This window comes from Vicinamibacterales bacterium (genome assembly GCA_041659285.1).
Taxonomy (GTDB): domain Bacteria; phylum Acidobacteriota; class Vicinamibacteria; order Vicinamibacterales; family UBA2999; genus 12-FULL-67-14b.
The window spans coordinates 1-25,188 of record JBAZYO010000022.1; the positions used below are offsets into that span (position 1 = coordinate 1).

Sequence of the window (25,188 nt, forward strand, 5' to 3'; positions counted from 1 at the left end):
TGCGGGTCAGCTGCCGTGGAAGGCGACGCGTAATTAGTCCTGCACGAGCTTTTCCATCGCGATCGTGAATGCGCGGCGGCCCGACTGCGGGTCGTAGACGATCACCGGCATCAGCCGGCCGCGAATGCGATCGGGGTTCGAGCGCGCGTAGCCCATCAGGGTCGTGGCCAGCAGCTGCTGCGACCCCTCCTCGATGCCCGCCCGCGGCACGCCGGTGAACAGATCGTTCAACGTCAAGTCCCAGGGCTCGCCCCACAACAGCGCGTCGACCACGGTGCCCTTCAGCACGTTGTGGGAAAAGTTGAAGAAGAACGACAACGGCGAGTAGGCGGTGTCGGTGGGACGATGGCGCTCAAAGGCGGCGATCAGCGCCGGTTTGTGCTTCGTGAACAGTTCCAGGAACTGGGTGCGATCCTTCTCCGATTGCGACAGCGAGGACGGCGGTGCGCCGATGAAGGCGCGCGCGTCTGGCGTGAGCCCATTCAGCAACGCTTCACTCAGAATGTGGCGTCCGGCTTCTTGACCGCCGGAGCCTTGGCGAAGGTGGTCAGCCGGACCATCTGCGGTCACGGCGCGATCGTACGCGCGCATCACCGCTGCCAGCGCGAAACACAGCCACGGGTAGTCGGCAACGTTGTCGTCGCGCAGGGCGACGGTGTCGCGGCCGCATTGCGCCTCGAACCCGAACCGCAGGTGACACCCCATGCTGGCGGCATGGCCGAGGCCGATCTTCGCCTGGTGATCCTCGTTGAGCGTGCGGACCTTGGCGAGCAGCGTGGTGTAACCCCGCTCGTCCAGTTCGTAATGGGAGGTGCCGATCAGCATCAGCGTCTCGGCGTCGGCCGCAAACATCTGGCCGCTGCCGTGTGGCCCCTGGAGGTCCGCCAGCAACTCGTTCACCAGATCCAGGTTCCGATCCGCATCGCCGTCGTCCCAGAGGCGCAGCGTCAGCAGTTGCAGGACGTGCGCGAAGTAATAGTCAAGCAGGATGGCCAGTTCGATTTCGGTGGCCGGCTCCGGTCCGCGCTGCTCGATCAGGAAGTGCAGGACGTCAACCGGGATGATGTCGGGGTTGACCTGCTGCGACACGCCATCCCAGTCGTGGAGGACGTGGAAGCCCTCCGCGCGCGTGCGGCCGTCGTAGGTCCGGACCATCCGATCGAGAAAGACCTGGTGGGCGCCGGCCTTGAATTCGTTGGCGCGCATGCTGTCGCGCAACCGCAGGAGGGCGGCACCCAGGTTCCCGGCGCGGGCCGCGTCGGCCACGATCGTTTGCCGCGCGGAGCCACGCAAAGCGCTGCCCACGAGATTGCATGCATGTTCGAAAGTGATTTCCACGCTCCCTGATTCTAAGTCTGATTTCCTGTTCTTCTGACCTCCTGATCTCCTGTTCTCCCGGGCTAAGATACGCGCATGAAACAGGCCACGCTCGTCCTGGTATTGCTGGTTTCGGTTTTCTCGCTCGCGCCGCGAGGCCAGGGAGGTTTCTCGATCGTCGAGGCCACCATTCCGGCCATGCAGGCGGCGATGGCCGGCGGGCAGCTCACGTCCCGGCAGCTCGTCGAGCAGTACCTGATCCGCATCGCGATCTACGAAGACCGGCTGAACGCGACCCTGGCGGTGAATCCCAACGCCCTGCGGGAAGCCGACGCCCTCGATCGCGAGCGCGCGCAGGGCAAGCTGCGCGGTCCGCTCCATGGCATCCCCGTGGCGCTGAAAGACAACATCCACACCACCAGCATGCCGACCACGGGCGGCGCGCTGGCCTTCGCCGGCTACGTGCCGCCGTACGACGCGACGCTGACCAGGAACCTCACCGCGGCCGGCGCCATCATCATCGCCAAGACCGGGCTGACCGAGCTGGCGAACTGGGTGGCGGGCAATCCCAGCGCCATGCCTGGCAACTACAACGCGGTCGGCGGCTTTGCCTTCAACCCGTACGACCCGCGGCCCGATCCGCGGCCCGACCCGGGCGATGGACGGCCGGCGCTGCAGACGGGCGGCTCCAGTTCGGGCATCGGCACCGCCGCCAACCTGTGGGCCGCCAGCGTCGGCTCAGACACTGGCGGCTCGGTGATCAGCCCGTCGAACGCCAACATGCTGGTCGGCATCCGGCCGACGATTGGCCGCATCAGCCGCTACGGCGTGATCCCGATCACCGCCGACCACGACACCGCCGGCCCCATGACCCGCACGGTGGCCGACGCCGCGCTCATGCTCGGCGCCATGGAAGGCGCCTCACCGGATCCCAACGATGCCGCCACCCGGACCTGCACGCCGCCGCCCGGCCGCGACTACACGAAGTTCCTCAACGCCGGCGGCCTCAAGGGCGCCCGCATCGGCGTGCCGCGCGCGTTCTACCTCGATCGCGTGACGTTGCCCGGTGAGACGGCACCGCGCCCTTCGACCAGCTCAGGGCGGCCCGAGCCTGTCGAGGGCCGCGGCGGGGTGAATGCCGAGCAGGCCAGGGTGATGGCCGAGGCGATCGCGGTGCTGAGGCAGCAGGGCGCGACGGTCGTGGACCCGGCCGACCTGCCGAGCTTCGTGGCGACCAACGCGAACGACAGTTTTCCCCTGTTCGATTACTGCTCGGGCGCGGAGCACGCGAAGGGCAAAGACAGCCACTGCACCATCGGCTTCAAGTACGGCATGAAGCGGGACTTCAATGCCTGGCTCGCCAGCCTCGGCGCATCCGCGCCGGTCAAGACGCTCACTGAACTTCGCCTGTGGAACCTCGCGCACGCCAAGGCCGGCGCGATCACGTTCCAGCAGTCGCGACTCGACATCTCCGACGAGATTGACCTCGCCGCCGACAAGGCCCGCTACGACGCCGACCACGCGAAGGACCTCAGGTTGAGCCGGGAGCAAGGCATCGATGCGGTGTTGAAGGCACACCAGCTCGACGCCATCATCACGCCCGGCGGCAGCGGCGCCGGCGTGGCGTCGCGCGCCGGCTACCCCATCATCGCCGTGCCCTTCGGCATGGTGCCGAACGCGCCAAACCAGCCGTTCCCGGCGGGGTTCAACGCCAGGCCGGCGCCGTATGGCGTGGGATTCGTCGGCGCGCAGTGCAGCGAGCCGAAGCTGATCGAGTTGGCCTACGCGTTTGAACAGGCCACGAAGAAGCGCGTGCCGCCGCCGGCGACGCCATGAGCCGTCAGCGAACCGTCCCGCGCGGCAGCCGGATGGTGAAGGTCGTGCCGGCCTCATTCGAGACGAAGGCGACCGTCCCGCCAAGGTAGCGCGTCACCAGCAGGCGGACGCTATAGGTGCCGAGTCCCCTGCCGCTCGCGCCCTTGGTGCTGAAGAAGCGCTGGAACACCTGGGCCTGGACCGCTTCCGTCATGACCGCGGGATTGTGGACGTCGATCACCACGGCGTCGGTGGCGCCGGTGACCCGCACGGTCACGTGATCGCCCGGCCGCGACGCCTCGAGCGCATTCTTCACCAGGTTGCCGACACATCTCGACAGGTGCACGCGCGACGTCACGACCTCGTCGTTGAGCGGCGTCGGCGCGACGTCGATGTGACGGCCCGCGCCGAAGCGGCTCTGGCGGTAAAGCTCGGCCGTCTCGGTCACGAGCGCGCTCACGGACACGGGCGCCAGGGAAAGGGTCAACTCGCCGTCTTCGGCCCGCAGCAGATCGCGCTGCGATTGGATCTCGCTGACCAGCGCCGCCGCGCTCGTGCTCACAATGTGCGCCAGGCGGTCGAGTTCTTCGGCATCCTCCAGGCCCGGCATCAGGACCGCTGCGCCCTGCACGGCCTGGGCGGTGTTGAGCACGTCGTGAAAGAAGATGTTGTCCAATACCTCGCGGCTCTTCTCCGCCGTGATATCCGTCAGCGTGCACAACCGCAGGGTCGAGCCGTTCAGGCGAACGGGCGACAGATGCACGTTGAACGTCTGTGCCGATTCGACGCCTTCGCGGGCGGAGCGCAAGCGGAACTCGCCGCCGTATTCCCCTGACTTGATGCCAAAAGCCCGATTCGCCCTCCCCGCACCGCAATGCGGACACTGCGGACCGGTCCCGCAGCCATCGGGCCCGTTGGCGACGTTGACACAGCCCAGCGCCTCGCCCAGGCGGAGTCCTTCGGCCGCCTCCGTGCCGCCCAACGCCGCCGACAGCATGGCACCGGCCTTGTTGGCGACCACAATCTGCCGGTGCTCGTTCAACAGGAACACGGGTTCCGGAAAACCCTCGAGAATTGGAAAGGCAGACGGATCCGACCGCACGCCTGCCGCCTCTCCGGCGACTTCCTGTTCTGAACTCCGGCCAGGCGTATCGAAGAAAGTTGGGGGAACGGCCATACCCGTTCTCGTAAGCAATCGAGCGGCCAGCCGGTAGGCCGAGAATGCGCCTGATTCTGAGGATTATGGCCTCGCCGCCGCGATCGGGAGGTGTGGGGTGTTGGATTTCCCACCGGCCAGATGGGGGTTTCCCCCCGGTGGGCCGTTCCTTCTATTGCTGAGGCAACGCCGCGCCCGGCGGGTCGTTCGCGCCTCTTGCCCGGCCATTGCGGTCGAGCGACACGCGCGTTGAGCTGGTGCCGGCCGGCGCCTGGGGACGCGTCGGCAGGTCGCTCCACGAGAAATCAGGCACCGCCGCGCTACGCGCACCGGCCAGTGAACCAGTGGGACGCACGTCTCCCGCCGACAGGTCGGCAAAGCCTGGCTGCCGTGTGTTCACGGCGTTGTTGGCGTTGATGTACGCCTCGCTGCACGTCGGATGACTCGCCTGGCAGCCCGAACCGTCGCCGACACCCAGCGGATGACCGGATGGCCCGTTCCAGATCACGTTGCCGGCAATGCGGAGGTCGTTGTCGGCGCGATTGGAGCTCGGCGCGCCCGTCCCGGTGGGGCCGCCGGTGAACTCGCCGGCAATCTGGAAGTGCTGCCACTGGCTGCCGGCGCCGTCGGGATTGAACACGACGTTGTTCATCAGGAACACGTGCTGGTTCGGGATCCGCACGTAGTTCTCGCCATCGTCCACCACCGTGGTGCCCCAGGCCCCGCTCGCCAGGCGCGTCTCGCAGGCGGCGCGTTCAGCCGCGACATCCGCCGCATCGCAACTGCGGGAGCCGAAGCCCGCTTCCAGCACGTGGCTGCGGGTCCCGACGCGATACAGCGTGTTCCAGGCGACCACCACGTTGTAGCCGCCGTTCACGCCGAGGCCCGCGCCTTCGGTGTCGTGAACGATGTTGTTGACGACACGGATGTCGTAAGCCTCGTAGTGCAGCCACGGCGAGGTCATGAACTGCAGGCCGGTGCCCTGCCCCACCGTGAAGCCGCCGGTGCCGCAATCGTGGAACTCGTTGCCGTCCACGAGAATCGACGCCGAGCCGCCCTTGATGTAGCCGCACCAGTCGTTGGCGCCGTGCACCCGGCTGCGGACGATGTGCCCTTGCTGGACGGCGACGAAGTCGATGGCGTTGTCGTCGGCGCCGCCGATGCGCGAGTCTTCGATGTAGAAGTGCGTGGACTGGTTGACCTTGACGGTCTCGTGGGCCACCGCCGCGTCCACACCCTCCACGGGCCGCGCGCCACCGGTGAACGTGACGTTGCGCAGCAGGATGTGATCGCAATCCTCGCAGTGGAAGACGTCGGCGGCCGGCGTCGGCACGATGTCGAGGTCCACGAAGTAGAGGTAGCCGACGTGGGCGATGTTCAGGCCGGTGCGCAGCGTGGCGGTGCCGGCGCCGTTGACGGCGCGAAGCACGATCGGCGCGGTGGCCGAGCCGTAGCGGCGCTCCATGTAATGCGGAATCGCATCCGCGGCATACTCGCCGGGCTGCAGGCGAATCTCGTAGCCGGTCGCGACCAGCTGGCTCGTCAGCGAGTTCGGCGGAATGCGGTTCCAGGCCTCGATCAGCGTGCGCAGCGCTTCGTCAGCACTGCGGCCGCTCGACCGGTCGTTGCCGCGGACCGGATCCACCCAGATCTGCTGGAGGGTGGGATTGCCCGCGTCGTAGCGCGGCGCCGTTTGTGCAACACCGGGCAACGAAGAAACCGCGAGGAGGAACAGGCAGAAGGGAAGGCGCCGGACGACAAAGCTCACATCAATGATTATCGGCCAGTTCGCGCAATGTCTCCACTTCGCGCTGCAAGTCGCGGGTCAGCGGCGAGAACTGCCGCCGCAGCAGGGCGTCGGCTACTGCCTCGTAGTACCACAGGGTGCCGTCGCGTTTGCCCTGGAACCGCTCCCACACGTCGTCGCCATGCATGCGGAAGTCGCGGACAATCGAGCGCACGTTGTGGAGCTTGTCGGCCGCCGACACCAGGCACACCGCGGCGCTGGCCACCTCGACGTGCGCGAGGTAGTGCTCCTTGCGCTCACGCCACGGCAGCTTGTCTTCCGGATGCTCGACCAGGCTGTCGCTGCACCCGAGCACGATGTCGCCGACCGCATCCCCGAAGCGGGCGCGGATCTCCGCCAGCCGCGCTTCCCCGCCGCCGTCTTCCGCCGCGTCATGCAGGAGCGCGCCGATGGCCTCGTCTTCGGTCGCGCCGTATTCCATGGCGATGGCGGCCACGCCGAGGATGTGGGCCATGTAGGGAATGCCGGTGCCCTTGCGCTGCTGGCCATGGTGAACCTGGTTGGCGTAGACGAGAGCCGATTCGAAGCGGGTCACGTCAGCTAGCCTACATTGGCCCACCGCAGGGGTATACTTTTGTCTGCCCACAGTGATGAACAAGTTGAGCGCGCTTGCCTGCGGCCTTGTCGTGGGCACGGCGTTGACCGTGGTCACCTCCGCCAGCGCCGTGGGCGGGCAGGATCCGCAGACGGGCCGGCTCACCGGTGTCGTCCGGCTGACCTCGGCCGCCAAGGCGCCGTCGTCCGCGTCGGCCTACGACCGGCGGTCGGTCGGGCCGCTGCCCAAGGCCTTGCCCGAGGCCAGGAATGTCGTGGTCTTTTTTGAGGGGATCCCCGCGCCCGCCGGCTTGAAGCCCACGCCGGCTTCGATCGTCCAGAAAGACGAACAGTTCGTGCCGCACGTCGTGGCGGTCACCGCCGGCTCGGTCGTGGACTTCCCCAACCAGGATCCGTTCTTCCACAACGTGTTCTCCCTGTCGCGCCCGGCGACGTTCGACCTGGGCCGCTACCCGCCCGGCTCGTCGCGCGCGCGCACGTTCAAGCGGCCCGGCATCATCAAGGTCTATTGCCAGATCCATTCGCACATGAGCGCCGTGGCGCGCGTGTTCGATCACCCGTGGTTCAGGATCCCCGCCTATGACGGCACCTTTGTCATTGAAGGGGTGCCGGCCGGCGAGCACGCGGTGGTCGCGTGGCACGAGCGGATTGGCGAGCGGCGCTTGCGCGTCGTGATTCGATCCGGCGGAACCACCGCCGTCACCTTCACCTTGCCCGTGCTGGAGCCGGCGCCGTGACGGCCCCGCGCCTGGTCACCCGCGCGCTGGTGCTGTCGTTCGTGACCGTGGCCCTGGTGCTGGGCGCCGTGTTCACGGTGCTGAGCGTCGGCGTCCGCGATCAGGTCCGCCGCTCGGTGGGCGACAACCTGGCCACCGCGCAGCAAGTGTTCACGCGGGTGGAAGCGCGGCGGCAACAGGACTTGCGGGCCACGGTCGCGACGCTGGCCGAAAACCCGACGTTGAAGGCCGCGTTGGACACGTGGCTGACCGAACGCGCGGGCGCCAACGCCGTCACCACCGGTGAACTGCTGGCCACCGTGCAGAACGAGGTGGACAAGATTGCCGACCGCGTCTCCGCCGGCGTGCTGGCCGTCGCCGACGGCAAGGGCGTCGTGGTCGCCAGCGGCGGCCGTCAGGCGTCGTCGTGGCCCCGCGGATCCGTGATCGGTTCGGCGCGCGACAGCGCCGCCGCGTCTGAGCGGATCGCCGTCGCCGGCGACGGCGCGTATCGCGTCGTGTATCGCATGCTGTCGGTGCCGCTGCAACTGGGCGACACCACCATCGGCTCGCTCGAGCTGGGCACCGCGCTCGACGCGGCGTATGCCGCGGAACTGGCGCAGCTGTCGCGCGGACACGCCGCCATCGTCCGGGGAGACGTGGTGCTGGCCACGACCCTGACGCCGGCGGTTGCCGCCGGCCTGTCGGCGCAACCGCTCCGGGCAATGACGGGGACCCAGGTCATCGACCTCGCCGGTGAGTCGTGGGCGATTCAACCGCTGTCGCAGGTGGACGACGTGACACTTCTGGCGTTGGCGTCGGTTGACGCCGCCGCGGCCGGGCAGACGGTCGCGGCGCTGACCAGCCTGGCGTGGATCGGACTGGGCGCCGTCGTCCTGGCCGGGCTCGGCAGCTTCTGGCTGGCCCGCACGCTGACCGGTCCCATCGACCAACTCTCACGATCGTTGTCGTCGATGTCCGTGACCGAGCGCACCAAGACCCCCGTGGTGCCGAGCGGGAGCAGCCGCGAGGTCGATCAGCTCACTGATACCTTCAACTCGCTGATGGCGTCGGTAATGGCGGCGGAAGCCGAAGCCGAGGCGACCTACTTCGGCGCCGTGCGCGCGCTCGCCGCGGCGCTCGACGCCCGCGATCCGTACACGGCCGGCCATTCCGAGCGCGTCAGCACGCTCGCCGTCGCGATTGGCGAGGAATTGAAACTCGACGCGGAAGCCATGGAGACCCTGCGGCTGGGCGCGCTCCTCCATGACGTCGGCAAGATCGGCGTGCCCGACGAGGTGCTGCGCAAGCCGGGTGCGCTCACCGCCGCCGAGTTCGAAGCCCTCAAGGTGCACCCGACCGCGGGCGCCCGGATCCTGCGGAGCATTCCCTTCCTCGCGCCGCACATTCCCATCGTCGAGTTGCACCACGAGCGGCCCGACGGCCGCGGCTACCCCTACGGACTCCGCGGCGACACCATTCCGCTGGGCGCGCGCATCGTGCACGTCGCCGACGCGTTCGACGCCATGACCAGCGCCCGCGCCTATCGCGCCGCGCGCCTGCCGGTGGAGGCCATCGCCGAACTGCGGCGCTGCGCCGGCACCGATTTCGACACCGCCTCGGTGGAAGCCCTCGTTGCGGCGGTGCCGCGCCTGATTGGCGCGCTGGCGCCGCCAGATCCGTCGGCCTTTGAATGGGCGCATCGCGAACGCTCCGCCTAATCGGCACCGGCGTCGCGATCGCGGCGTCGATCGGCGTGTGCGCCGCCCGCCCGGCCTCGGCCCAGACGTCGAGGGTCGCCCTTGACGTGGTGGTCGCCGCCGACGCCGACGCCGGCTCGCAGGTCACGCGCAAACCCACGGCGTGGTTCGACGTGTTCGGCGCGGTACGGCTGGCCGAGGGACTGAACCTGCGGGTGCGGCCGGTCGTCTTCCGCCGCTCGTTCGACGGCTCCTGGCAAACCCAGATGTACGAGTTGGCGTTGCGCTACGAGCGGCCCGGCCGCGTCGGGGTGCGAGTGGATGCCGGCCAATTCGTGTCGCCGGTCGGCCTCAGCATCCTGGAGAACCGGCCCAACCGGAATCCGGTCGTGTCCCAGCATTCCACGCTCTACCTGCCGGTGGTTCGCTACGAGGCCGGCACGCCGACGAACTTCCTGCTCGCGGCGTCGTATCCGCTGGGCGCGCAGGTGACGGCATCAACGACGCAATGGGACGTGCGGGCGGCGATCACCGACAGTTCGCCGGTTCGCGGGCGGCCGTTCTTCGGCGCCAACAAGCCGCCGCGCATGGCCAACGTGATCCTGGGCGGTGGCGTGACGCCGCGGATCGGCCTGCGCCTGGGCGTCTCGGTGGCACGCGGAGCATTCGCCGCGGCGCGGGAAGTGCGTGACCAGACGCGCGGCGACCGCCTGGCATCGCTGGCCCAGGTGGAAGGCGAATGGTCGTTCGGCTACACCCGCATCGCCGGCGAGTGGCTGTGGACGTCGCGGGAGATGGCCGTCGGCGAGGCGCGGGTGAATGGCGGCTGGATCGAGGCGACGCAGACCCTCGGCCCCCGATGGTTCGCGACCGAACGCTACGACGATCAACGGACCCGGTGGACGAGCGTGGTGGACGGGGTCCCACATCGCGAGCCGTACCGGCGATCGGAAACCACGCTGGGGTTCCGCGCCACGCCGGACATCACCCTGCGCGCGAGCTACATGACCCGCAAGGGATACGTCGTGGGGTTCTGGGACGATCAGGTGCTGGCCTCGGTCGTCTTCGCCCGGAAGATCAAATGATGACGATCAACAAGCAGTTCCTGCTCGCATCGCGGCCGCCAGGCGAGGCCACCGCCGCCAACTTCCGCCTGGTCGAGAGCGAAGTGCCGGAGTTGACCGACGGCCAGGTGCTGGTCCGCCATCGCTTCCTCTCGCTCGATCCCTACATGCGCGGGCGGATGAGCGACGTCAAGAGCTACGCCCCGCCGCAGCCGTTGGACGAAGTGATGATCGGCGGCACCGCCGGCGAAGTCGCGGCCTCGAGGCATCCCGGCTTCGCGGCCGGCGACGCTGTGGTCGGCATGGGCGGCTGGCAACAGTTCAGCGTCGTCGACGGCAACGCGAAGGGCGCGCTGCGGAAGGTGGACGTGTCGCGCATTCCGCTGTCGGCCTACCTGGGCCCGGTGGGAATGCCGGGGGTCACGGCGTGGTATGGGCTGACCCAGATCTGCGAAGCCAGGGCCGGCCAGACGGTCGTGGTGAGTGCGGCGAGCGGCGCGGTGGGCTCGGTGGTGGGACAACTGGCGAAAGCCCGCGGGTGCCGCGCGGTCGGCGTGGCCGGCGGCGACGCCAAGTGTTCCTACGTGGTGAACGAACTCGGCTTCGACGCCTGCGTGGACTACAAGGCGCACGCCGATCCCAAGTCGCTGTACCGCGCGCTGAAAGAGGCAACGCCGAACGGCGTCGACGGCCACTTCGAGAACGTGGGCGGCGCCGTGCTCGACGCCGTGCTGGCGCGGATGAACGCGTTCGGCCGCATCGCCATCTGCGGCATGATCAGCGGCTACGACGGCCAGGCCATCCCGCTGCAACAGCCGGCGCTCATCCTCACCTCACGGCTGCGCGTGGAGGGGTTCATCGTCAGCGAGCACCTGGAGCATTGGCCCCAGGCGCTCGCCGAACTGGGCACGCTGGTGGCGACCGGCGCGCTGAAATACCGCGAGACCGTTGCCGATGGCATCGAGTCGGCGCCGGCCGCGTTCCTCGGCTTGCTGAAGGGGAAGAACTTCGGCAAGCAACTGGTCAGGCTGTAGTTCAGCCCTTGTAGGAAATCCGCCAGATCTTCCGGCCGCCATCGTCGGACACGAGCAGCGAGCCGTCCGGCATTTGCAGCAGCCCGACCGGGCGGCCCCACACTTCTTTCTGGTCGGGCGCCAGCATCCAGCCGGTCAGGAAGTCTTCGGGACCCGACGTGGCCATGCCGTTCTTGAACGGGATGTAGGCGATCTTGTAACCCTGCCGCGCGGAGCGGTTCCACGAGCCGTGCAGCGCCACGAACATGCCGCCACGATACTTCGCGGGGAACTGCGTGCCGGTGTAGAACAGGATGTCGAGCGGGCCGACGTGGCCGCCGAGGAGCACGTCGGGATAGAGCGTGCTCTTCACCTTGGCCATGTCCACGTCCTTGTGGCGCGGCTCGGGGTTCGGGCCGGTGTAGGCAATGGGCCAGCCGTAGAAGCCGCCCGGTTCCACCTTGGTCACGTAGTCGGGCGCCAGGTCGTCGCCAAGCTCGTCGCGTTCGTGCACCGACACCCACAGGTCATCGGTGCCCGGGAAGAACCGCATGCCCACGGCGTTGCGGAGTCCGGTGGCGACGGTTTCGTGACCGGTGCCGTCAGGATTGAAGCGGTGCACGGCGGCGCGCATTTCCGGCTCACCGAGGGCGATGTTCGATCCCGAGCCCACCGACAGGTAGAGCTTCGAGCCGTCCTTGTTGAAGGCGAGGGTCCGCGTGTTGTGACCCGTGCCCATCCCGGCCAGCGAGATGATCTCTTTCCCCGCGCCCACCACCCTCATGATCTTGGTGTCATAGGTGTACTGCTTCACCGACGTCGGTTCGGCGACATACAACTGGTCGCCCTTGAGGGCGAGGCCGTAGGGACGGTCCAGCTTCTCGATGATCGGCGTGCGCGTACCGTCCTTGATCACGAAGACCGAGCCGTTGCCGGAGCTGTCACTGATCAGGATTTCATTACCCGGCCCGAGCATCATGAAGCGCGGGCGCCCGGCGACATCCATGAACTCCTCGACCACGAACCCCGCGGGGACTTCGAGCTTCGCCCCTTCCGGCCTCGGGACGATCGTCGCGTTGTTGCGCACCGACGGGGTGGCAAACGGCGCCGGCAGGTCTTTCCAGTTGACCGGCTTGCGGCCCGACTGGGCGGCGAGGCCGAGGCCAAGGGTGGCGGTGAGCGCGAGCGTCAGAGCGGCAGTGGTTCGAGTCATGGCGTGCTCATTATGGGCGGAACCGCGACAACGGCTCAACTCTCGCTGGCGAGGATGAGCAGGATCACGGCAAACACGACCGCCACGGCGACGACGAAGACCTTCCAGTAGTTGATCGGATACTTTCCGGCAATCCGGCCGGTGGAGCCGTTCACGAGCACGTGATACGACTTCGATCCGAAGACGTAGGTCAGCAGCCAGATCGGCACCAGGATGTGCTTGAACGTCTGCCCCGAAAACACCGGATGGATCGCGAGGTTGCGATGGGTGTCGCCGGGCACCTGGCCCGCGCAGAGTTGCTCCAGCACCTGGCGCATCTGTTGCCGCGACCGCTCCGACGCCTCGGTGAGTACCACCTGGTAGTGCTCGACGACGTGGCCCGACAGGAAGGCGGTGTCGTAGGGCACCAGTTCCTGCGTGGGAAACGGCTCGACCTGCTTCAGCAGATCGAGCGGCAGCCCTGTCGTCCCCGGCACCGGCTCATCGTCGAACAGGTGGTCGACGACGCCCGACGCGGGCTCCCAGCGGACGCGGCGTTCCTGGTGCATCACCATACGGCCCTTGCTGTCGCGGCCCGGGACGGTGACGTAGTAGTAGTGCCCGGCCTCGGCTTCCCACGGGCAGTGCGCGCTCGCATCGAAGGTCCAGTACGGAATGTAGAGGCTGTTGACGGTGTCCACGAGGGCCGCCTTCGCGAGCCGGCCTGGCGCGAACCACTTGCTGCGCCACCAGCGGCGGATGTCGTCGCGAACGCGGCTGCGATCGATGCGGAACGGCAGCACGCCCTGCGGACGAATGGGCGACTGGATCTCTTCGTAGGCGACCAGCGCCGGCGAGCCGCAGAACTCGCAGTTCTGGCCGACGCGCTCGGCTTGGTAGACCATCACGGCGCGGCAGCTCTGGCACTGCACGCTGCGGCGCGTGGCCTGGTATCGCTTTTCGGCCTCGGGCAGGTCGCGCAAGGCCGTGGCCAGGTCGCGCTCCACCATCTGGCCGGTGGCGCGATCGATCTGGTACGGCGACTCGGTGCCGCAGAACGGGCACACGAGCTTCTGTTTCGACGGGTTCCACTCCGCCTGCGCGCCGCACGCCGGGCAGGCGTGCTTCTCGAGCGCCGAAACCTCCGGAGCCAGGGGCTACTCCGCGAGATAGCTGTTGAGGGCCGCGCGCGTGATGCGCCACGACGACCCGATCTTCTTGCCCTTGAGCTCGCCGGATTCGAGCACCGCCATCACGTCGGCTTCGCTGACCCCGAGCGCCTTGGCGGCATCGGCGGGCCCGAGCAGGTCGGGCGCGGCCGCCACCGTCGGCGTGGCCGAACCGCCGGCGAAGCCCTGCTGCATCATCTGCTGCGCGATGCCGAAGCCGACGGCGAGTTCCGCCGCCGTCCCCGCGGCCCCGGCGCCGGCGCCGCCGGCCTCCATGCCCTTGCCCATCTGGTACTTCACGTAGTCGTTGAGGTTGCCGATGGCGGTCATGCTGGCGCGCTTGTCGAGCGCCGCTTCCACCTCCGGCGGCACCGACACGTTCTCGACGATGAAGCTGGTGATCGCCAGGCCGTACTTGGCGGAGACCGCCGGGTTGATCATCGGCAGCAGCGCGTCGCCCAGCTCCGCGTAGCGCGACGCCACGTCGAGCACCGGGATTTTCGCCGAGGCAATGGCGTCGGTGAACAGGCTGACGATGCGCGACCGCATGGTGTCGGCGAACTCGTCGAGGCGGAAGTTGTGGTCCGAGCCGGCGACCTCGCGCAGGAAGATCCTGGGATCGACGATCTTGAAGTCGTAGGTCCCGAAGGCGCGGACGCGGGCCACGCCGAAGTCGGCGTCGCGCAGCATGACCGGGTTGGAGGTGCCCCACTTGTTGCCGGTGAACAGCCGCGTGATCACGTAGTAGACGTCGGCCTTGAACGGCGAGTTGAAGGCGTACTTCCACGCCTTCAACTTGGTGAGGATCGGGATGTTGTCGGTGGTCAGCGTGTGCTTGCCGGGCTGGAAGGTGTCGCCGAACTCGCCGAGGTAGACGAACTGCGCCACCTGCGACTCGCGGACAATCAGCTGCGCGCCGTTCTTGATGGCCTTGTCGTCATCCGGAAACCGGTACGACAGCGTGTCGCGGGAGTCATCGGTCCACTCGATGACGTCGATGAACTCGCCCTTGAAGAAGTCGGTGATGCCCATGCGGCGATTGTAGTCCACGCAGGCACCCCCTAAAGGGGTGCCCTACCGGTCCTTCAGCAACCGGGCCAGCGCGCTCAGACCGGCACCAACCAATCCCAACGAGAATCCTTCTTCAAGCCAGGCCGAATCGCGCGGCAACCCCTTGAAGGCCTCGTCTGCTTCCCGCCGCGCCCGGGCGAGCGCCAACGGCAGCGCCGGATCGACGGGCCGTTCCCGATCGGCGCCGCGTAGCTGTGTGACGAGGGTCTCGGCCTGCGTCATGTCGAGCATCGACAGCGGCGACCCGCAGTGCGCGCAATCCGAGGTCTTCGACAGGTCAATCGCCGCCCCGCAGTTGGAGCAGTTCACCGACTGGATGTTCTTGCGCAGCTCCGCCACCTGCTGTGGCGTCAGCGGCCGCACGAAGTCTTTCTCTTTCAGGAAGTCGAAGAAGGCCGTCAATCGGCCGTGATCGTTCGGGCAGCGGAAGTACTCGAACCGGGTGGCGCGCTGCATGTCCTGCGTGCGCCGCAGCCGGGCCTTGCAGCGCGGGCACTTCGAGGTGTCGCCGTCCGGAACGTGCGGCCTGGCGATGTGCTCGCCGATGACCCGGAACAGCCGGAGCGTCGAGCCCGGGGTCAGCTGGAGGTTTTCGCGGGCATCGAACCAGATCGCCTGGCACGGTTCGCAGAGCTCAATCGTCACCGGCCGTCCGAGATGGCCGTCAAGGGTGTGCGATTCCATGGGCAACACGCAACGCGGGCAATCCACGGTCGAATTGTGACATCAAAACAGGAGATGGAAGTGGTCATACAATCAGGCTCATGGCAATCAATGCGGCTGGCGTCGTTCGGGTGATTGTGGGTGTCCTGATGCTGGCCGCGGCGCTGCCCGCCGCCGGCCAGAAGACGACGACCCGATCGCTGGCGAACGAACCGGGCACATGGAGGCCATGGACCTGCAACGGTCTTTCGCCGAGTGACCTTAAGATCCTCGGCTTCACCCTCGCCGACACCAACGCATTCAAGACGCGGCTCCAGCACATCGCCGACCTTTTCCGGGCGTCGCCGGTCTGGAACCCACCGATGGGCGTCGACCCGTCGCTCTCGGGCTCGCTCTTCGGGCCGTCCGCCTACTCCCCCTCCGCGAAGAAGCTGAAGAACCAGCCGATCGGCGGCACCATCATGATGGGCAGCTTCGAGCACTACGAGGTCATCAGGACGACCGGCGGCCAGGAGCGGCGCGAGCGGTACATCGGCGACGAGACCCCGCACATCATGCTCGACGTCAACTGGCTGCCCAGGGGCTCCGGCGTCAACATGCCCGGCGATGAGGACGGCGAGTTCTTTCTCGAGCCGGTTCGCACCGCCGAGATCGGAGGGTTCCCGGCCTACGGCGACATGCTGGTCATCACGAAGAACGGACGGCCGATCTGGACGCCGGTGTCGCGTGAGCGCTACCTTAAGGCCTTCATCGCCAAGCGCCGGCCCGACGCCGTCAACGCCGAGCGCTACATCGCCGACCAGCAGAGGCAGTACGACGCGTTTGTGGCTCCCGCCGCGGCTGCCGCCCGTCAGGCCAAGTACCAAGCGGCGATCGACAAGATGGCGCCGAAGGGCGCGGCGGCGGTCGAGCACGAGCGGCGATACTGGGAGCGCGACGAAGCCGACGCGATTGCCGGACTGAAGAAGGCGGCGTCTCGCGACCTCAAAGTCTCTGCCCTCGCCGGTGTCCTCGCCGGCCTGAAAGCCGCGGAGGATCAGCTCGCGGCGATGACGCCCGCCGAGCGCGGCGGGGCGGCCTGCCTGCTCGAGGACACGACCGACGCGACCGGGAGCGGCCTGGTGGCCATGGCGACGCCCAGATGCCTGCCGCTCGTCACGCGCAACCCGGACTTTTTCGATCCGCAGCTGCCGCGCAGCGTGCCCCAGATCATCGTCGCTCACCGGTTCAGGCCGCTCGAGAAGACCTGGAAAGAAGGCCGGCCGACCGGCGACAAGAAGGGCAACCTCGACGTGTGGACCACCTACGAGGTGTTCCGCCAGACCGACTGGCAGAAGCTGGCCGACCAAATCGGCAAGTAACGGTCGGGACGCCAGGGCCAAATCAATACAGGAGAGAGGAGATCAGAAGGACAGCATTCTCCTGACTTCCTGCTATTTCGGTTTCAGTTGGGCCAGTCGCCGACGGAGAAAGTCCGCCACTTCCGGGAACTGCCGCGAATCCGTGAAGTGCCCCCGGTCGCTGAATTCAAAATAGCTGCATTTTAATTGCGCGGCGATGAATCGCGCCTCGGCGATGGGAATGTGCGGGTCGTCCGTCGAGTTGTAGATCGCGACCCATTGCTGGTTGTCGCGAATCCGCTGCCAGTGCCATGGTTCGCGGTAATACCCGCTGGCGGCCTCGAAGCCATCGCCGAGATCCGTGTGACATACCCCGACCAGGATCGATCCCAGGAGACGGTGAGATTCCGCGTATCGCATCGCCGCCACGGCGCCGGATGAATGGCCGATCAGAATCGTGTTCTCGTCGACGCCGAGGGAATCCAGGTGTGGCAACCAATACTGCGCGCGGGCCTTGATGTTGTCCGGAAAGGTCTGGTTGATGACGTCCACGCCCAGCGCGGTGAGCTCGCGCTCGAGCCACGGCAGCCAGATGTCGGCGGCCGTGCAGCCGCCGTTTCCGTGAATGAGGATCGCTCGCGGCACAGGACATTAGAAGACTAACAGGTCTCCTGTTGTTCTTATTCGTGGCGCAGGGCTTCCACCGGATCCAGCGACGAAGCGGTCCTTGCCGGCAGGTAGCCCGCGATCACCCCGACCATCACCGACGTGATCAATCCGGCGCTCACCGCCCACAGCGGCGGCGCCGCCGGGAACGACGGCGCCACAACGGCGACCAGCAAGCCGATCACCGTGGCCAGCGTCACGCCGGCCACGCCTCCGGCTCCGCTCAGGATGGCCGCCTCGATGAGAAACTGCCGGCGCACCTCCGCCCGGCGCGCGCCAATCGCCAGCCGCACCCCGATCTCGCGCGTGCGTTCGGTCACGCTGATCACCATCACGTTGGCGATGCCGATGCCGCCAATCACCAGGCTGATGGCGGCCAGCGCCACGGTGGCGAGGAAGATCTGGACGCCGATGGCATCGAACTGCGCGATGATCTGGTCCGCCGTGTTCATGGAGAAGTTGCTCGCCGCGCCGGTCGGCACGTGGCGCAGCAGCCGCAGGATGGTCTCGGCCTCTTCGCGCGCCTGATCGCGGAGGCCGGGCTGGGCGCGGATGTAGAGCACCATGTTGCGCGCGTCCGGGAACTTGCGCTTCGCGGTCGGCACCGGGATGGCCACCACGCTGTCGTTGCGGTTCTCGCCGAAGAACGTGCCCTGCCGCTTCTCGAGCTCACCCACCACGAAGTAGCGGTCGCCGCCGAGCAGGAACGACTTGCCGACGGCGGCGTCGGACCCAAACAGCGCCCGCGCCACGCTCGCGCCAATCACCGCGACCTGGCCGCGGGCCCGCTCTTCGGTCGGCGTGAACGGCCGTCCCGCCCGGAACGCCGCGCCCACCACATCGAAGAAGTTCGACGACACGCCCTCGACCAGGACGGTGTCGAGTTCGTTGGCGCCGGCGCGCGCCGTGATGACGCGCGTGCTGGTGACCGCCGGCACGATCAGCTCGACGCCGACCTCGCGAATGGAGGGGCCCAGCCGTTCCAGCTCGCGCACGTACTCCACCTTGAGTTGCGGGTTCTTGACATCCAGTTCGGTCGGCGCCGCGTACGGTTCGCCGTTCAGGTGGTAGGCGAAGATGTTGTCGGTGCCGAGCTCGCGGAACAGCAACGCCACGCTGTTGCGCAGCCCGACCAGCGTCGACGACACCAGCACCACCGTGACAATGCCGATCACGACGCCGAGGATGGCCAGCGCGGAGCGGGCCTTCTGCGCGCGGAGCGAGTCCATGGCGAGCGTGGCCGCGAGCTTGAACGTGTCGATCAGGGTGGCACGATGGGGCGTCATGTCACTCCGCGCGGATGGCGTTGACGATGTCGAGGGCCACCGCCCGCGTCGCCGGGTACCAGGCGGCGATCAGGCCGCTGCCGGCCGCCGCGACCAGCGCCAGGACCAGCGTCTGCGGTGCCACCCGCAACGGCAGGTCGAGGGCGGCCTCGAGCGTCGTCAGGAACGCCCACGCGACCAGCGCGCCCGCCAGGCCGCCGGCGATCGACAGCAGCAGGGATTCCGCGAGAATCTCCTGCACGATCCGGCCCGCCCGCGCACCCAGCGCGCGGCGCACGCCGATCTCGCGCGTGCGCTGCGTCACCGACACCAGCACCGTGTTGGTGACCACGACAATCGCGGCCAGCAGCGCCATCAACGAGATCGGCCCGGCCGCGGCGCCGATGCGCTGGGAGAGCGAGGCCACGAAGGTCCGCGCCGCGTCGGGGGTGAGCACGTCGAAATTGTCAGCCACGCCCGGCCGCAACGCGCGCTTCGCCCGCAGCGACACCCGCGCGCGATCCTCGGCCGCCAGCGTCTCGTGCCCCGGCGCCGCCTTCGCGAAGATCTGCAACGTCCGTGGCGCCCCGAACGCGCGTTCATAGGCGCGCAGCGGAATCCACACGTACTTGTCGAGCGATCCGGCTCCGGAACTGCCCTGCCGGGCCTGGACACCGACCACGGTGAACCGCCGCCCGCCCAGGCGCAGCGATTGCGTCAGCGGGTCGTCGGTCGGGAACAGCGCATCCGTCACCGCGGCACCGATCACGGCCACGGCGTCGCCGCCGACATCCTCGGCCGGCAGAATGAAACGGCCACGCGCCAGGTTGAGATCGCGGATGCCCGACAGCGCCGAGGTGGTGCCGGTCACCATGGCGTCTTCCAGCTTGCGCGCGCCCGCCGTTACCTCGGCCCGGGTCTGCACGCTCGGGGCATACAGGGCGACGTCATCGGCGTAGCGATTGAGAAACCGCAGTTCGGCCCGGCGGATCGGCGGGTTGCGCGCCAACTGCTCCTGCAACTCTCGCCGCGAGACGCGACCCGCGCCCGCCACCTGCCCGATCACGAACGTATCCGACCCAAACGTCCGCGCCGTCGTCGCCTCCGCGTAGAGCCTGACCCCGTCAAGGGCGGTGACGACGGTGACGATGGTGGCGACGGCGACGGCAATGGCGAGGCCCCCAAGCGCGGAGCGCATGGGATATGCCGCAAGGGCGGCGGCGCCCTGCCGCAGTGATTCGAGCCACATACCAACTACATTAGACTCTGATCGGGGACGTAACGTCCCGGAATGGCGTCTTGGGACAATAATGCGCGGTCGGGTTTTGATTGGTGTTGGCGTGTTGGCGGTGGTGGGCAGCGTGGCGATGTATGCCATGCGTTCGGGCAACGCCGGTGTCCAGGTGGAGACCGCCAAGGTCGCACGCGTGGACGCGTTGCAGTCGTTCGTGACGGCGTCCGGTGAGATCGTCGCGACCCGCTATGCCGACATCGGCTCCGCGGTAATGGGCCGGCTCGTCGGCCTCATGGTCAAGGAAGGCGATGCGGTGAAGGCCGGTCAGGTGCTGGCGCGCATCGATCCGGTGCAGGCCTCATCGTCCGCGGATGCCGCGGCGGCGTCGGTGGGCGCGCTCGAAGCGGATGCGCGCGCGGCGGCCACGCAGGTGCGGGCCGCCCAGGCCTCGCTGGACGAAGCGCGATCGCGCGCCGCTGAGGCCGGCGCGTCGTTGACGCGCGCCCAGGAACTGCAGCGGGCCGGACTGTTGCCGCAATCGGATTTCGACAAGGCCAGCATGGCCGCCACCACGGCGACCGCCCAGGTCGCGGCGGCCACCGCCACGCTGGACCAGGCGCGGCAGGCCCTGGCGGGCGCCGAGCGCCGCATTGCGCAGGGGCGCGCCGAGAGCACCCGCGCCCGCGACGCGCTGTCGAAGACCGAGATCACCGCGCCGATTGACGGTGTCGTCACGCGCCTGGATGTGGAGCAAGGCGAGATGGTCGTAATGGGCGTGCAGAACCAGCCCGGCACCATCCTGATGACGGTGTCGGACCTGAGCGCGGTGAACGCGGAAGTGAAGGTCGCCGAAGCGGACGTGATGCGGTTGTCGAACGGCTTCCCGGCCACCGTCACGCTGGAAGCCCTGCCTCTGCAGAAGTTCACCGGCAAGGTGGTGGAAATCGGCGCCAGCGCGTTACCGCAAGTGGGCGCGCAAGCGGCGGCGCGCGAGTTTCGCGTCAAGGTGCGGCTCGACGGCGCGGTCGCCGCGTTGCGGCCGGGACTCACGTGCGACGCCGAGATCATGGTGGCCGAGCGCAAGAACGCGCTGACCGTGCCGCTGCAGGCCGTGGTCGAACAGAACGGCAAGACCGGCGTGTTCGTACTGCGCGACGGCGGCGTCCAGTTCACGCCGATCACCACCGGCATCATCGGCGGCCTGACGATTGAAGTGGATGGTGTCGCCGAGGGCACCGAGATCGTCGCCGGGCCGTTCCAGGCGTTACGGGAGCTCAAGGACGGGGTTCGCGTTCGTGTCCGCTGAGGCGCCGGGGAATTCTCCCCAGCGCCCCTCGCCGGCGCCGTCCGCGGCGTGAGATCCGCGCCGATTTCCGCCTGAAAACGACGCCCCCGCCCCGGCACGGTCGATGCACTGGCCGGGTCATGCGAACTCCCCGCTACGCTCGTATGCTGCTCGCGGCCCTGCTCGTGGCCGCCGCGGCGAGTCCTTCGTACTCGCGGACCCCATCCCCCCAGGACGTCAGCGGGCTGGAGGCCGTCTACCAGGCGATCGACAGCCAGCCGAAGCTGACGCTGGCCGAGCAATACGAACAGAAGATGAAGGTGTTGAACGCGACCATCGAGGCCGGCAACGCCTACACGTCGGCGTTCGAAGACCTGGCCACCTACACCGAAATCGCGCGCGAGACCGGTTCCTTCCTCACGCCGGGGTTTGGCGCCAAGCTGCAGGAATTCCAGTCCCGGCTCGAAGACGCCACCAAGAACCGGGCGTTTGACGCCTTTGGCAAGGTCAGCAAGGCGAGCGCGTACGCCACACAGGCTGTCGGCCTGATCAGCGAAGTGGACGCCATCCTGGGCGACCCGAACCTGACACCGGCCGGGCGCCGCAGCCTCGTGGCCCTCAAGGGCCTTGGCGTCGCCATGCAGTCCTTCGGCGAGAAGATCCCTGGAATCGGCAAGGGGCTCGAACTGCTCGGCCAGATGACCAGCGAGCTCACCGGCGCGGTGCGCGGGACTGCGAAGAACGTCGTCGATCTCAGGGGCGGGACGTTCGCGCCCAGCGAGGAACAGCGGCAAGGTCTCGACGCGGCCGGCGGCTTCGGGTTCATCCGCACGTCCCTGTACGACCAGGGGCTGCCAGTGGTCCAGGAGCTCATCAACGAGAAGAAGGACGAGCGCACCCTGCTGCAAACGGCACCTGGCAAGTGGCGCGAGGTGAAGTACGACGAGGTGTCGGCGATCTGGAGCGAGTACCGGTTCGCCAACGGCCGTGGACCGACCCCCAGCGAGGTGGTGACCTTGCTGGACTCGCCGGTGCTGCGCGCCAGGCTCCTGACGAAAGCCAGCGTGCGGGCGCAGGAAAAGCACGCCGACAGGCTCATCGAGCAATTCGCGTTGCCTGGCGTGAACAGGTCGAACGTCCTCAAGAACGAAGACGAGCTGCAGGGCATCCTGCAGACGTTGGGCCTGGTGACGCCGAAGAATTCGGCCGCCTTCAACGAACTGCTCAAGCGGCGCCTCACGGATCCGCGCCTCGATGATCCCCTGCTCAAGCGAATGGCCATCGCCGCGCACCCCCTGGCCCGCGACTACTTCAAGTGGCGAGGTGTCGATCCAGACGCCATGTCGCTCGACGCGCTGGCGCAGCAGCTCATCGAATACCGGGTCAGCGGCTCCACACAGTACGCCGCGCACCTTCGCGCGACCGCCGCGGCGTCGAAGACCGCCGGCACGACAGCGGACGCGACCGCGAAAGCCGCCCTCGACCAGGGGCTCGCGAAGGTCCAGGCGGAACGCAAGACCCCGCCGGTGACCCCTCCGCAACCAGACCCGCCCGGCCTCGAGGCGTGCCTGCAGCCAGAAAAGGGGTTGTACGAGGTGAACATTCGCTCCCGCCAGGCGATCAAGCCGGACGGCACGCAAGCGTTCTCGTGCTGGCGCTCGGCATTCTCGTCGTTGGCCGGAGGCCAGGAATGGGGGCCGAAGGCGTGCTGCGACGCGCTCAACGCCAGTCTCGCCGCGGCCACGCCCGGCAGCGCCGCGGTCAACGCGGCCTGGTTCCAGCTCCAGGTCTGCTCGTGGGACGCCTTGATCGCACAGCGGCTTGACGAGCTGAACAAGAAGCGGGCCGAGTGCTTGAAGAAGCTCCGCAAGTAGGCACGGATGGACGTGGATCGGAGATGGTCACGCGGAACAGGCACGCGGTCATGAGCGCCCTCGCGGTAGTGCTGGCGCTCGTGCTGCAGGGCGCCGTCGCGGCGCAGGCGCCGGGGCCAGACGCCCTGGCGTCGGCGGAGCGTCGATACGTGCATCCCACCGCGGACTTCGAGATCATGGTGCCCGCCGGCTGGACGTTGAACGAGCAGACCCCGCCCGCCGACCTGCAGATGAAGACGCTGGCCGGCGATGCGTTGATGGAGATCACGTCGGGGCCGACCTCCGTCGCGCTCGATCCGGTGTCGTATGCGGCCGGGTGGGAATCGAACGCGGTGGGGCCGAACAAGCTGCTGCATCGCAAGCGCGAAGGTCACCAGCTCCGCGTCAACGACGACCAGGCGCCGGCCTATGAAGGCGTCTACGAGGGCGAGGGCGTGCGGGTCAAGGTGGTGTTCGTCGGGCTGCCGGATCGCTTCGTGGTGCTCACCGGAGTGTTCGCGACGAACGACTTCGCGAAGGGCGAAGCCGTCTTCGATCGCCTGGTGCTGACCCTGCGGACGCGGGTGTCGAGCAAGTAGGCGACGTCGGCCCGTCGGCGGACTCGATAGTGCGCTCCGCCCTTACTGGGCCGGCCGCCGCGGCCGGCTCGACGTGTGCGAGTGCCGGATCTTCCAGTTGCCGTCGGGCATCTTGATCAGGGCCAGCGTCTCCAGTCCCTCCGAGTTGAGGTCCCGTTCGCCCATCTTCGCCTTGATGTTGTAGCGCGACGTCGCGTACGCGGACTGACCGCCCGGCATCATTGTCACTTTCGTTTCGGTGTGCGCGAACTGCAGGTTCGTGAACGCCTTCAGTTCCGGCCCGAGATGGCGGTCTCGGTAGTCGGCCCAGCCGTTGTTGATGCCGGTCCCTTCGTAGATGGTGACGTCCGGGTGGTAGAAGGTGGCGAGCTGGTCGAGATCTTTCGCCATAAACGCGGCGTCGTAGCCTTTCAGCCAGGATTCGACGGCCGCGGCGTCACCCGACCCGCCCTGCGCCGGCGCGGCCGGCGTGTCGGTCAACTTCGTCACCGGACCGGGGCGTTTGCCGCCCGCCGGCTCCACCCAGCCGGTCATCGTCCCATCGGCAAAGTGCTGGTGCGCCCTCCAGGCGATCTCCGTCCCGGCCACCGGGTTCCGGGCCTTGAAGAAGAAGTCGGCCGACTCCTTGGGTGGGATGTTCCGCCTCCAGGTAATCACCACGATGCGGTCACCCTTCTTCTCGACCTCGAAGGTCTCCCCACCCATCTTCTCGACCTCCAGCACCGTGACCCCGTCGGGAATTTCCAGCCGGACGGACGTGGTGGCCACCGCGCCTTCGGTCGGGACGCGGACGGAGTAACGCTCTTCGATGCCGGGCTTCGATTCGCGGGGGCGGACGCCGACGTGCGCGAGGGCCAGCGATGGCAGGGCCACCAGCAGGGCGAGGGCGTAAAGTGTCGTGTTCATCGGAGTGTCCTTTGGCATCGCCGCTTCGGTTACTTGGTGGCCACGTCGGGGCCGAGCTCGATCACCGTGGCAATCGACTTGTCGTCGTCGGCGTCGGTGACGGCGGTGATCACGATCCGCATCCCCATCTTCATGTCCGTCGCTTTCATCGGCTTCCTGGCGCGCATGAACTTGGTGTCTTTGTTGATTGTGACCGTGAACTCCTTGCCGTCCAGGTCCTTGATCATCACGTGGTCAACCGCGGCCATGGTCACCGTGCCCATGATCTTGTGGTCGTGTCCGGGATGAGCACTGACGCGGCTGGCGGCCATCGCCGTCAGCACCAAGAGTGCCGCTGAAGTCACTACACTACGTCGCGTCATTGCGTTCTCCATATCATCGAACGTGCTGGGCGGGTTGGCGTAAGTCAGCACCTGGCGGCCGTTGTGGCGCAGGCCGATGCCCGGGTCGTCGCGCCGTGACGAGTGCGCCATGGTCTGCATGTCGACCAGCGGATTGCCGTTCTCCGACGGCGGATGCGCTGGCACCCATGGCGGGCACGGCTGCGAACGCGCATCCATCCTGCTCATGTTCTGTTCACCCGAGAGCCTGCCCTCTCTTACACCGTACGTCGACGAGGCTTCTCGTGTGATTAAAAGTCGTTAACCGCGCGCTGTTCCGGCCACCGCGTCAGCGCGGCGGGCTATCATCGGCGCCATGACAGGGAGCACAACTAACATGGTCGTGGTTGCGGCCGGGCCTGATGACGAATCCGAGCGTCTCGGCGCGGGTTGCCGTCCCGAAGGTTGCCGGGACGAAGTGA

The 25,188-nt window shown here is 67.8% G+C and carries 22 protein-coding genes; 9 read left to right on the plus strand and 13 right to left on the minus strand.

All coding sequences use genetic code 11. The features are described 5' to 3' along the window. Positions 1–33 precede the first annotated feature (33 nt). Entirely contained in the window at positions 34–1,338 is a 1,305-nt protein-coding gene (locus tag WC815_22805; GenBank protein ID MFA5911618.1) for a hypothetical protein, read from the minus strand. Between the two features lie 75 nt (positions 1,339–1,413). On the opposite strand from WC815_22805, the gene WC815_22810 reads away from it, so the two are divergent. After that, positions 1,414–3,153 (plus strand): amidase family protein, encoded by a 1,740-nt coding sequence (locus tag WC815_22810; protein ID MFA5911619.1) that lies wholly within the window; start codon positions 1,414–1,416, stop codon positions 3,151–3,153. A gap of 4 nt (positions 3,154–3,157) precedes the next feature. Here the strand turns inward: WC815_22810 and WC815_22815 are convergent, their stop codons facing one another. The 3 genes from WC815_22815 to WC815_22825 form a co-directional block, all read right to left on the minus strand. Then, a complete protein-coding gene (locus tag WC815_22815; protein ID MFA5911620.1) occupies positions 3,158–4,183 on the minus strand; it encodes a HAMP domain-containing sensor histidine kinase in 1,026 nt (341 codons plus the stop codon). A gap of 277 nt (positions 4,184–4,460) precedes the next feature. Beyond that, positions 4,461–6,056 carry a right-handed parallel beta-helix repeat-containing protein gene (locus WC815_22820; GenBank protein ID MFA5911621.1) on the minus strand — a complete coding sequence of 532 codons (1,596 nt, stop codon included), beginning with the start codon at positions 6,054–6,056 and terminating at the stop codon, positions 4,461–4,463. 1 nt (position 6,057) lies between these two features. Next, the gene (locus WC815_22825; protein ID MFA5911622.1) at positions 6,058–6,630 is read right to left on the minus strand and encodes an HD domain-containing protein; all 573 of its coding nucleotides are present in this window, start codon (positions 6,628–6,630) and stop codon (positions 6,058–6,060) included. A gap of 52 nt (positions 6,631–6,682) precedes the next feature. On the opposite strand from WC815_22825, the gene WC815_22830 reads away from it, so the two are divergent. Genes WC815_22830 through WC815_22845 form a run of 4 tightly spaced genes read left to right on the plus strand, consistent with a single transcriptional unit; the run spans position 6,683 to position 11,164 of the window. Beyond that, positions 6,683–7,387 carry a hypothetical protein gene (locus WC815_22830; GenBank protein ID MFA5911623.1) on the plus strand — a complete coding sequence of 235 codons (705 nt, stop codon included), beginning with the start codon at positions 6,683–6,685 and terminating at the stop codon, positions 7,385–7,387. Further along, positions 7,384–9,087, plus strand: a complete 1,704-nt coding sequence (locus WC815_22835; GenBank protein MFA5911624.1) for an HD-GYP domain-containing protein — start codon at positions 7,384–7,386, stop codon at positions 9,085–9,087. Before WC815_22830 ends, WC815_22835 begins: the two co-directional genes overlap by 4 nt. Next, positions 9,060–10,151, plus strand: a complete 1,092-nt coding sequence (locus tag WC815_22840) for a hypothetical protein (protein MFA5911625.1) — start codon at positions 9,060–9,062, stop codon at positions 10,149–10,151. Before WC815_22835 ends, WC815_22840 begins: the two co-directional genes overlap by 28 nt. Then, a complete protein-coding gene (locus tag WC815_22845) occupies positions 10,148–11,164 on the plus strand; it encodes an NADP-dependent oxidoreductase (protein MFA5911626.1) in 1,017 nt (338 codons plus the stop codon). The genes WC815_22840 and WC815_22845 overlap by 4 nt, the downstream gene beginning before the upstream one ends. 1 nt (position 11,165) lies before the next feature. Here the strand turns inward: WC815_22845 and WC815_22850 are convergent, their stop codons facing one another. From WC815_22850 to WC815_22865, 4 genes are all read right to left on the minus strand, one after another. Then, positions 11,166–12,356, minus strand: a complete 1,191-nt coding sequence (locus WC815_22850; protein MFA5911627.1) for a PQQ-dependent sugar dehydrogenase — start codon at positions 12,354–12,356, stop codon at positions 11,166–11,168. A 35-nt stretch (positions 12,357–12,391) separates the two neighbouring features. Continuing rightward, entirely contained in the window at positions 12,392–13,402 is a 1,011-nt protein-coding gene (locus tag WC815_22855; GenBank protein ID MFA5911628.1) for a hypothetical protein, read from the minus strand. A 90-nt stretch (positions 13,403–13,492) separates the two neighbouring features. Further along, the gene (locus WC815_22860) at positions 13,493–14,554 is read right to left on the minus strand and encodes an SPFH and helix-turn-helix domain-containing protein (protein MFA5911629.1); all 1,062 of its coding nucleotides are present in this window, start codon (positions 14,552–14,554) and stop codon (positions 13,493–13,495) included. A 24-nt stretch (positions 14,555–14,578) separates the two neighbouring features. Continuing rightward, a complete protein-coding gene (locus WC815_22865) occupies positions 14,579–15,259 on the minus strand; it encodes a hypothetical protein (GenBank protein ID MFA5911630.1) in 681 nt (226 codons plus the stop codon). A gap of 80 nt (positions 15,260–15,339) precedes the next feature. Between WC815_22865 and WC815_22870 the strand changes: the two genes are divergently transcribed. Continuing rightward, the gene (locus tag WC815_22870; protein MFA5911631.1) at positions 15,340–16,599 is read left to right on the plus strand and encodes a hypothetical protein; all 1,260 of its coding nucleotides are present in this window, start codon (positions 15,340–15,342) and stop codon (positions 16,597–16,599) included. A gap of 72 nt (positions 16,600–16,671) precedes the next feature. Here WC815_22870 and WC815_22875 read toward each other — a convergent pair whose 3' ends face one another. Genes WC815_22875 through WC815_22885 form a run of 3 tightly spaced genes read right to left on the minus strand, consistent with a single transcriptional unit; the run spans position 16,672 to position 19,758 of the window. Beyond that, positions 16,672–17,223, minus strand: coding sequence for an alpha/beta hydrolase (locus tag WC815_22875; GenBank protein ID MFA5911632.1), 552 nt, complete (start codon positions 17,221–17,223; stop codon positions 16,672–16,674). A 35-nt stretch (positions 17,224–17,258) separates the two neighbouring features. Further along, positions 17,259–18,530 (minus strand): ABC transporter permease, encoded by a 1,272-nt coding sequence (locus WC815_22880; protein MFA5911633.1) that lies wholly within the window; start codon positions 18,528–18,530, stop codon positions 17,259–17,261. A 1-nt stretch (position 18,531) separates the two neighbouring features. Beyond that, the gene (locus WC815_22885) at positions 18,532–19,758 is read right to left on the minus strand and encodes an ABC transporter permease (GenBank protein MFA5911634.1); all 1,227 of its coding nucleotides are present in this window, start codon (positions 19,756–19,758) and stop codon (positions 18,532–18,534) included. Between the two features lie 61 nt (positions 19,759–19,819). On the opposite strand from WC815_22885, the gene WC815_22890 reads away from it, so the two are divergent. From WC815_22890 to WC815_22900, 3 genes are all read left to right on the plus strand, one after another. After that, on the plus strand, positions 19,820–21,049 hold the full coding sequence (locus tag WC815_22890) for an efflux RND transporter periplasmic adaptor subunit (protein ID MFA5911635.1): 1,230 nt from the start codon (positions 19,820–19,822) through the stop codon (positions 21,047–21,049). A 143-nt stretch (positions 21,050–21,192) separates the two neighbouring features. Next, complete coding sequence (locus tag WC815_22895; GenBank protein ID MFA5911636.1) at positions 21,193–22,902, plus strand: hypothetical protein; 1,710 nt, start codon at positions 21,193–21,195, stop codon at positions 22,900–22,902. 50 nt (positions 22,903–22,952) lie between these two features. Further along, positions 22,953–23,480: a hypothetical protein gene (locus WC815_22900; protein MFA5911637.1), complete on the plus strand. Its 528-nt coding sequence runs from the start codon at positions 22,953–22,955 to the stop codon at positions 23,478–23,480. 42 nt (positions 23,481–23,522) lie between these two features. Here the strand turns inward: WC815_22900 and WC815_22905 are convergent, their stop codons facing one another. Then, positions 23,523–24,386 carry a DUF1775 domain-containing protein gene (locus WC815_22905; protein ID MFA5911638.1) on the minus strand — a complete coding sequence of 288 codons (864 nt, stop codon included), beginning with the start codon at positions 24,384–24,386 and terminating at the stop codon, positions 23,523–23,525. 29 nt (positions 24,387–24,415) lie between these two features. Next, on the minus strand, positions 24,416–24,946 hold the full coding sequence (locus WC815_22910) for a hypothetical protein (protein MFA5911639.1): 531 nt from the start codon (positions 24,944–24,946) through the stop codon (positions 24,416–24,418). Between the last annotated feature and the right edge of the window lie 242 nt (positions 24,947–25,188).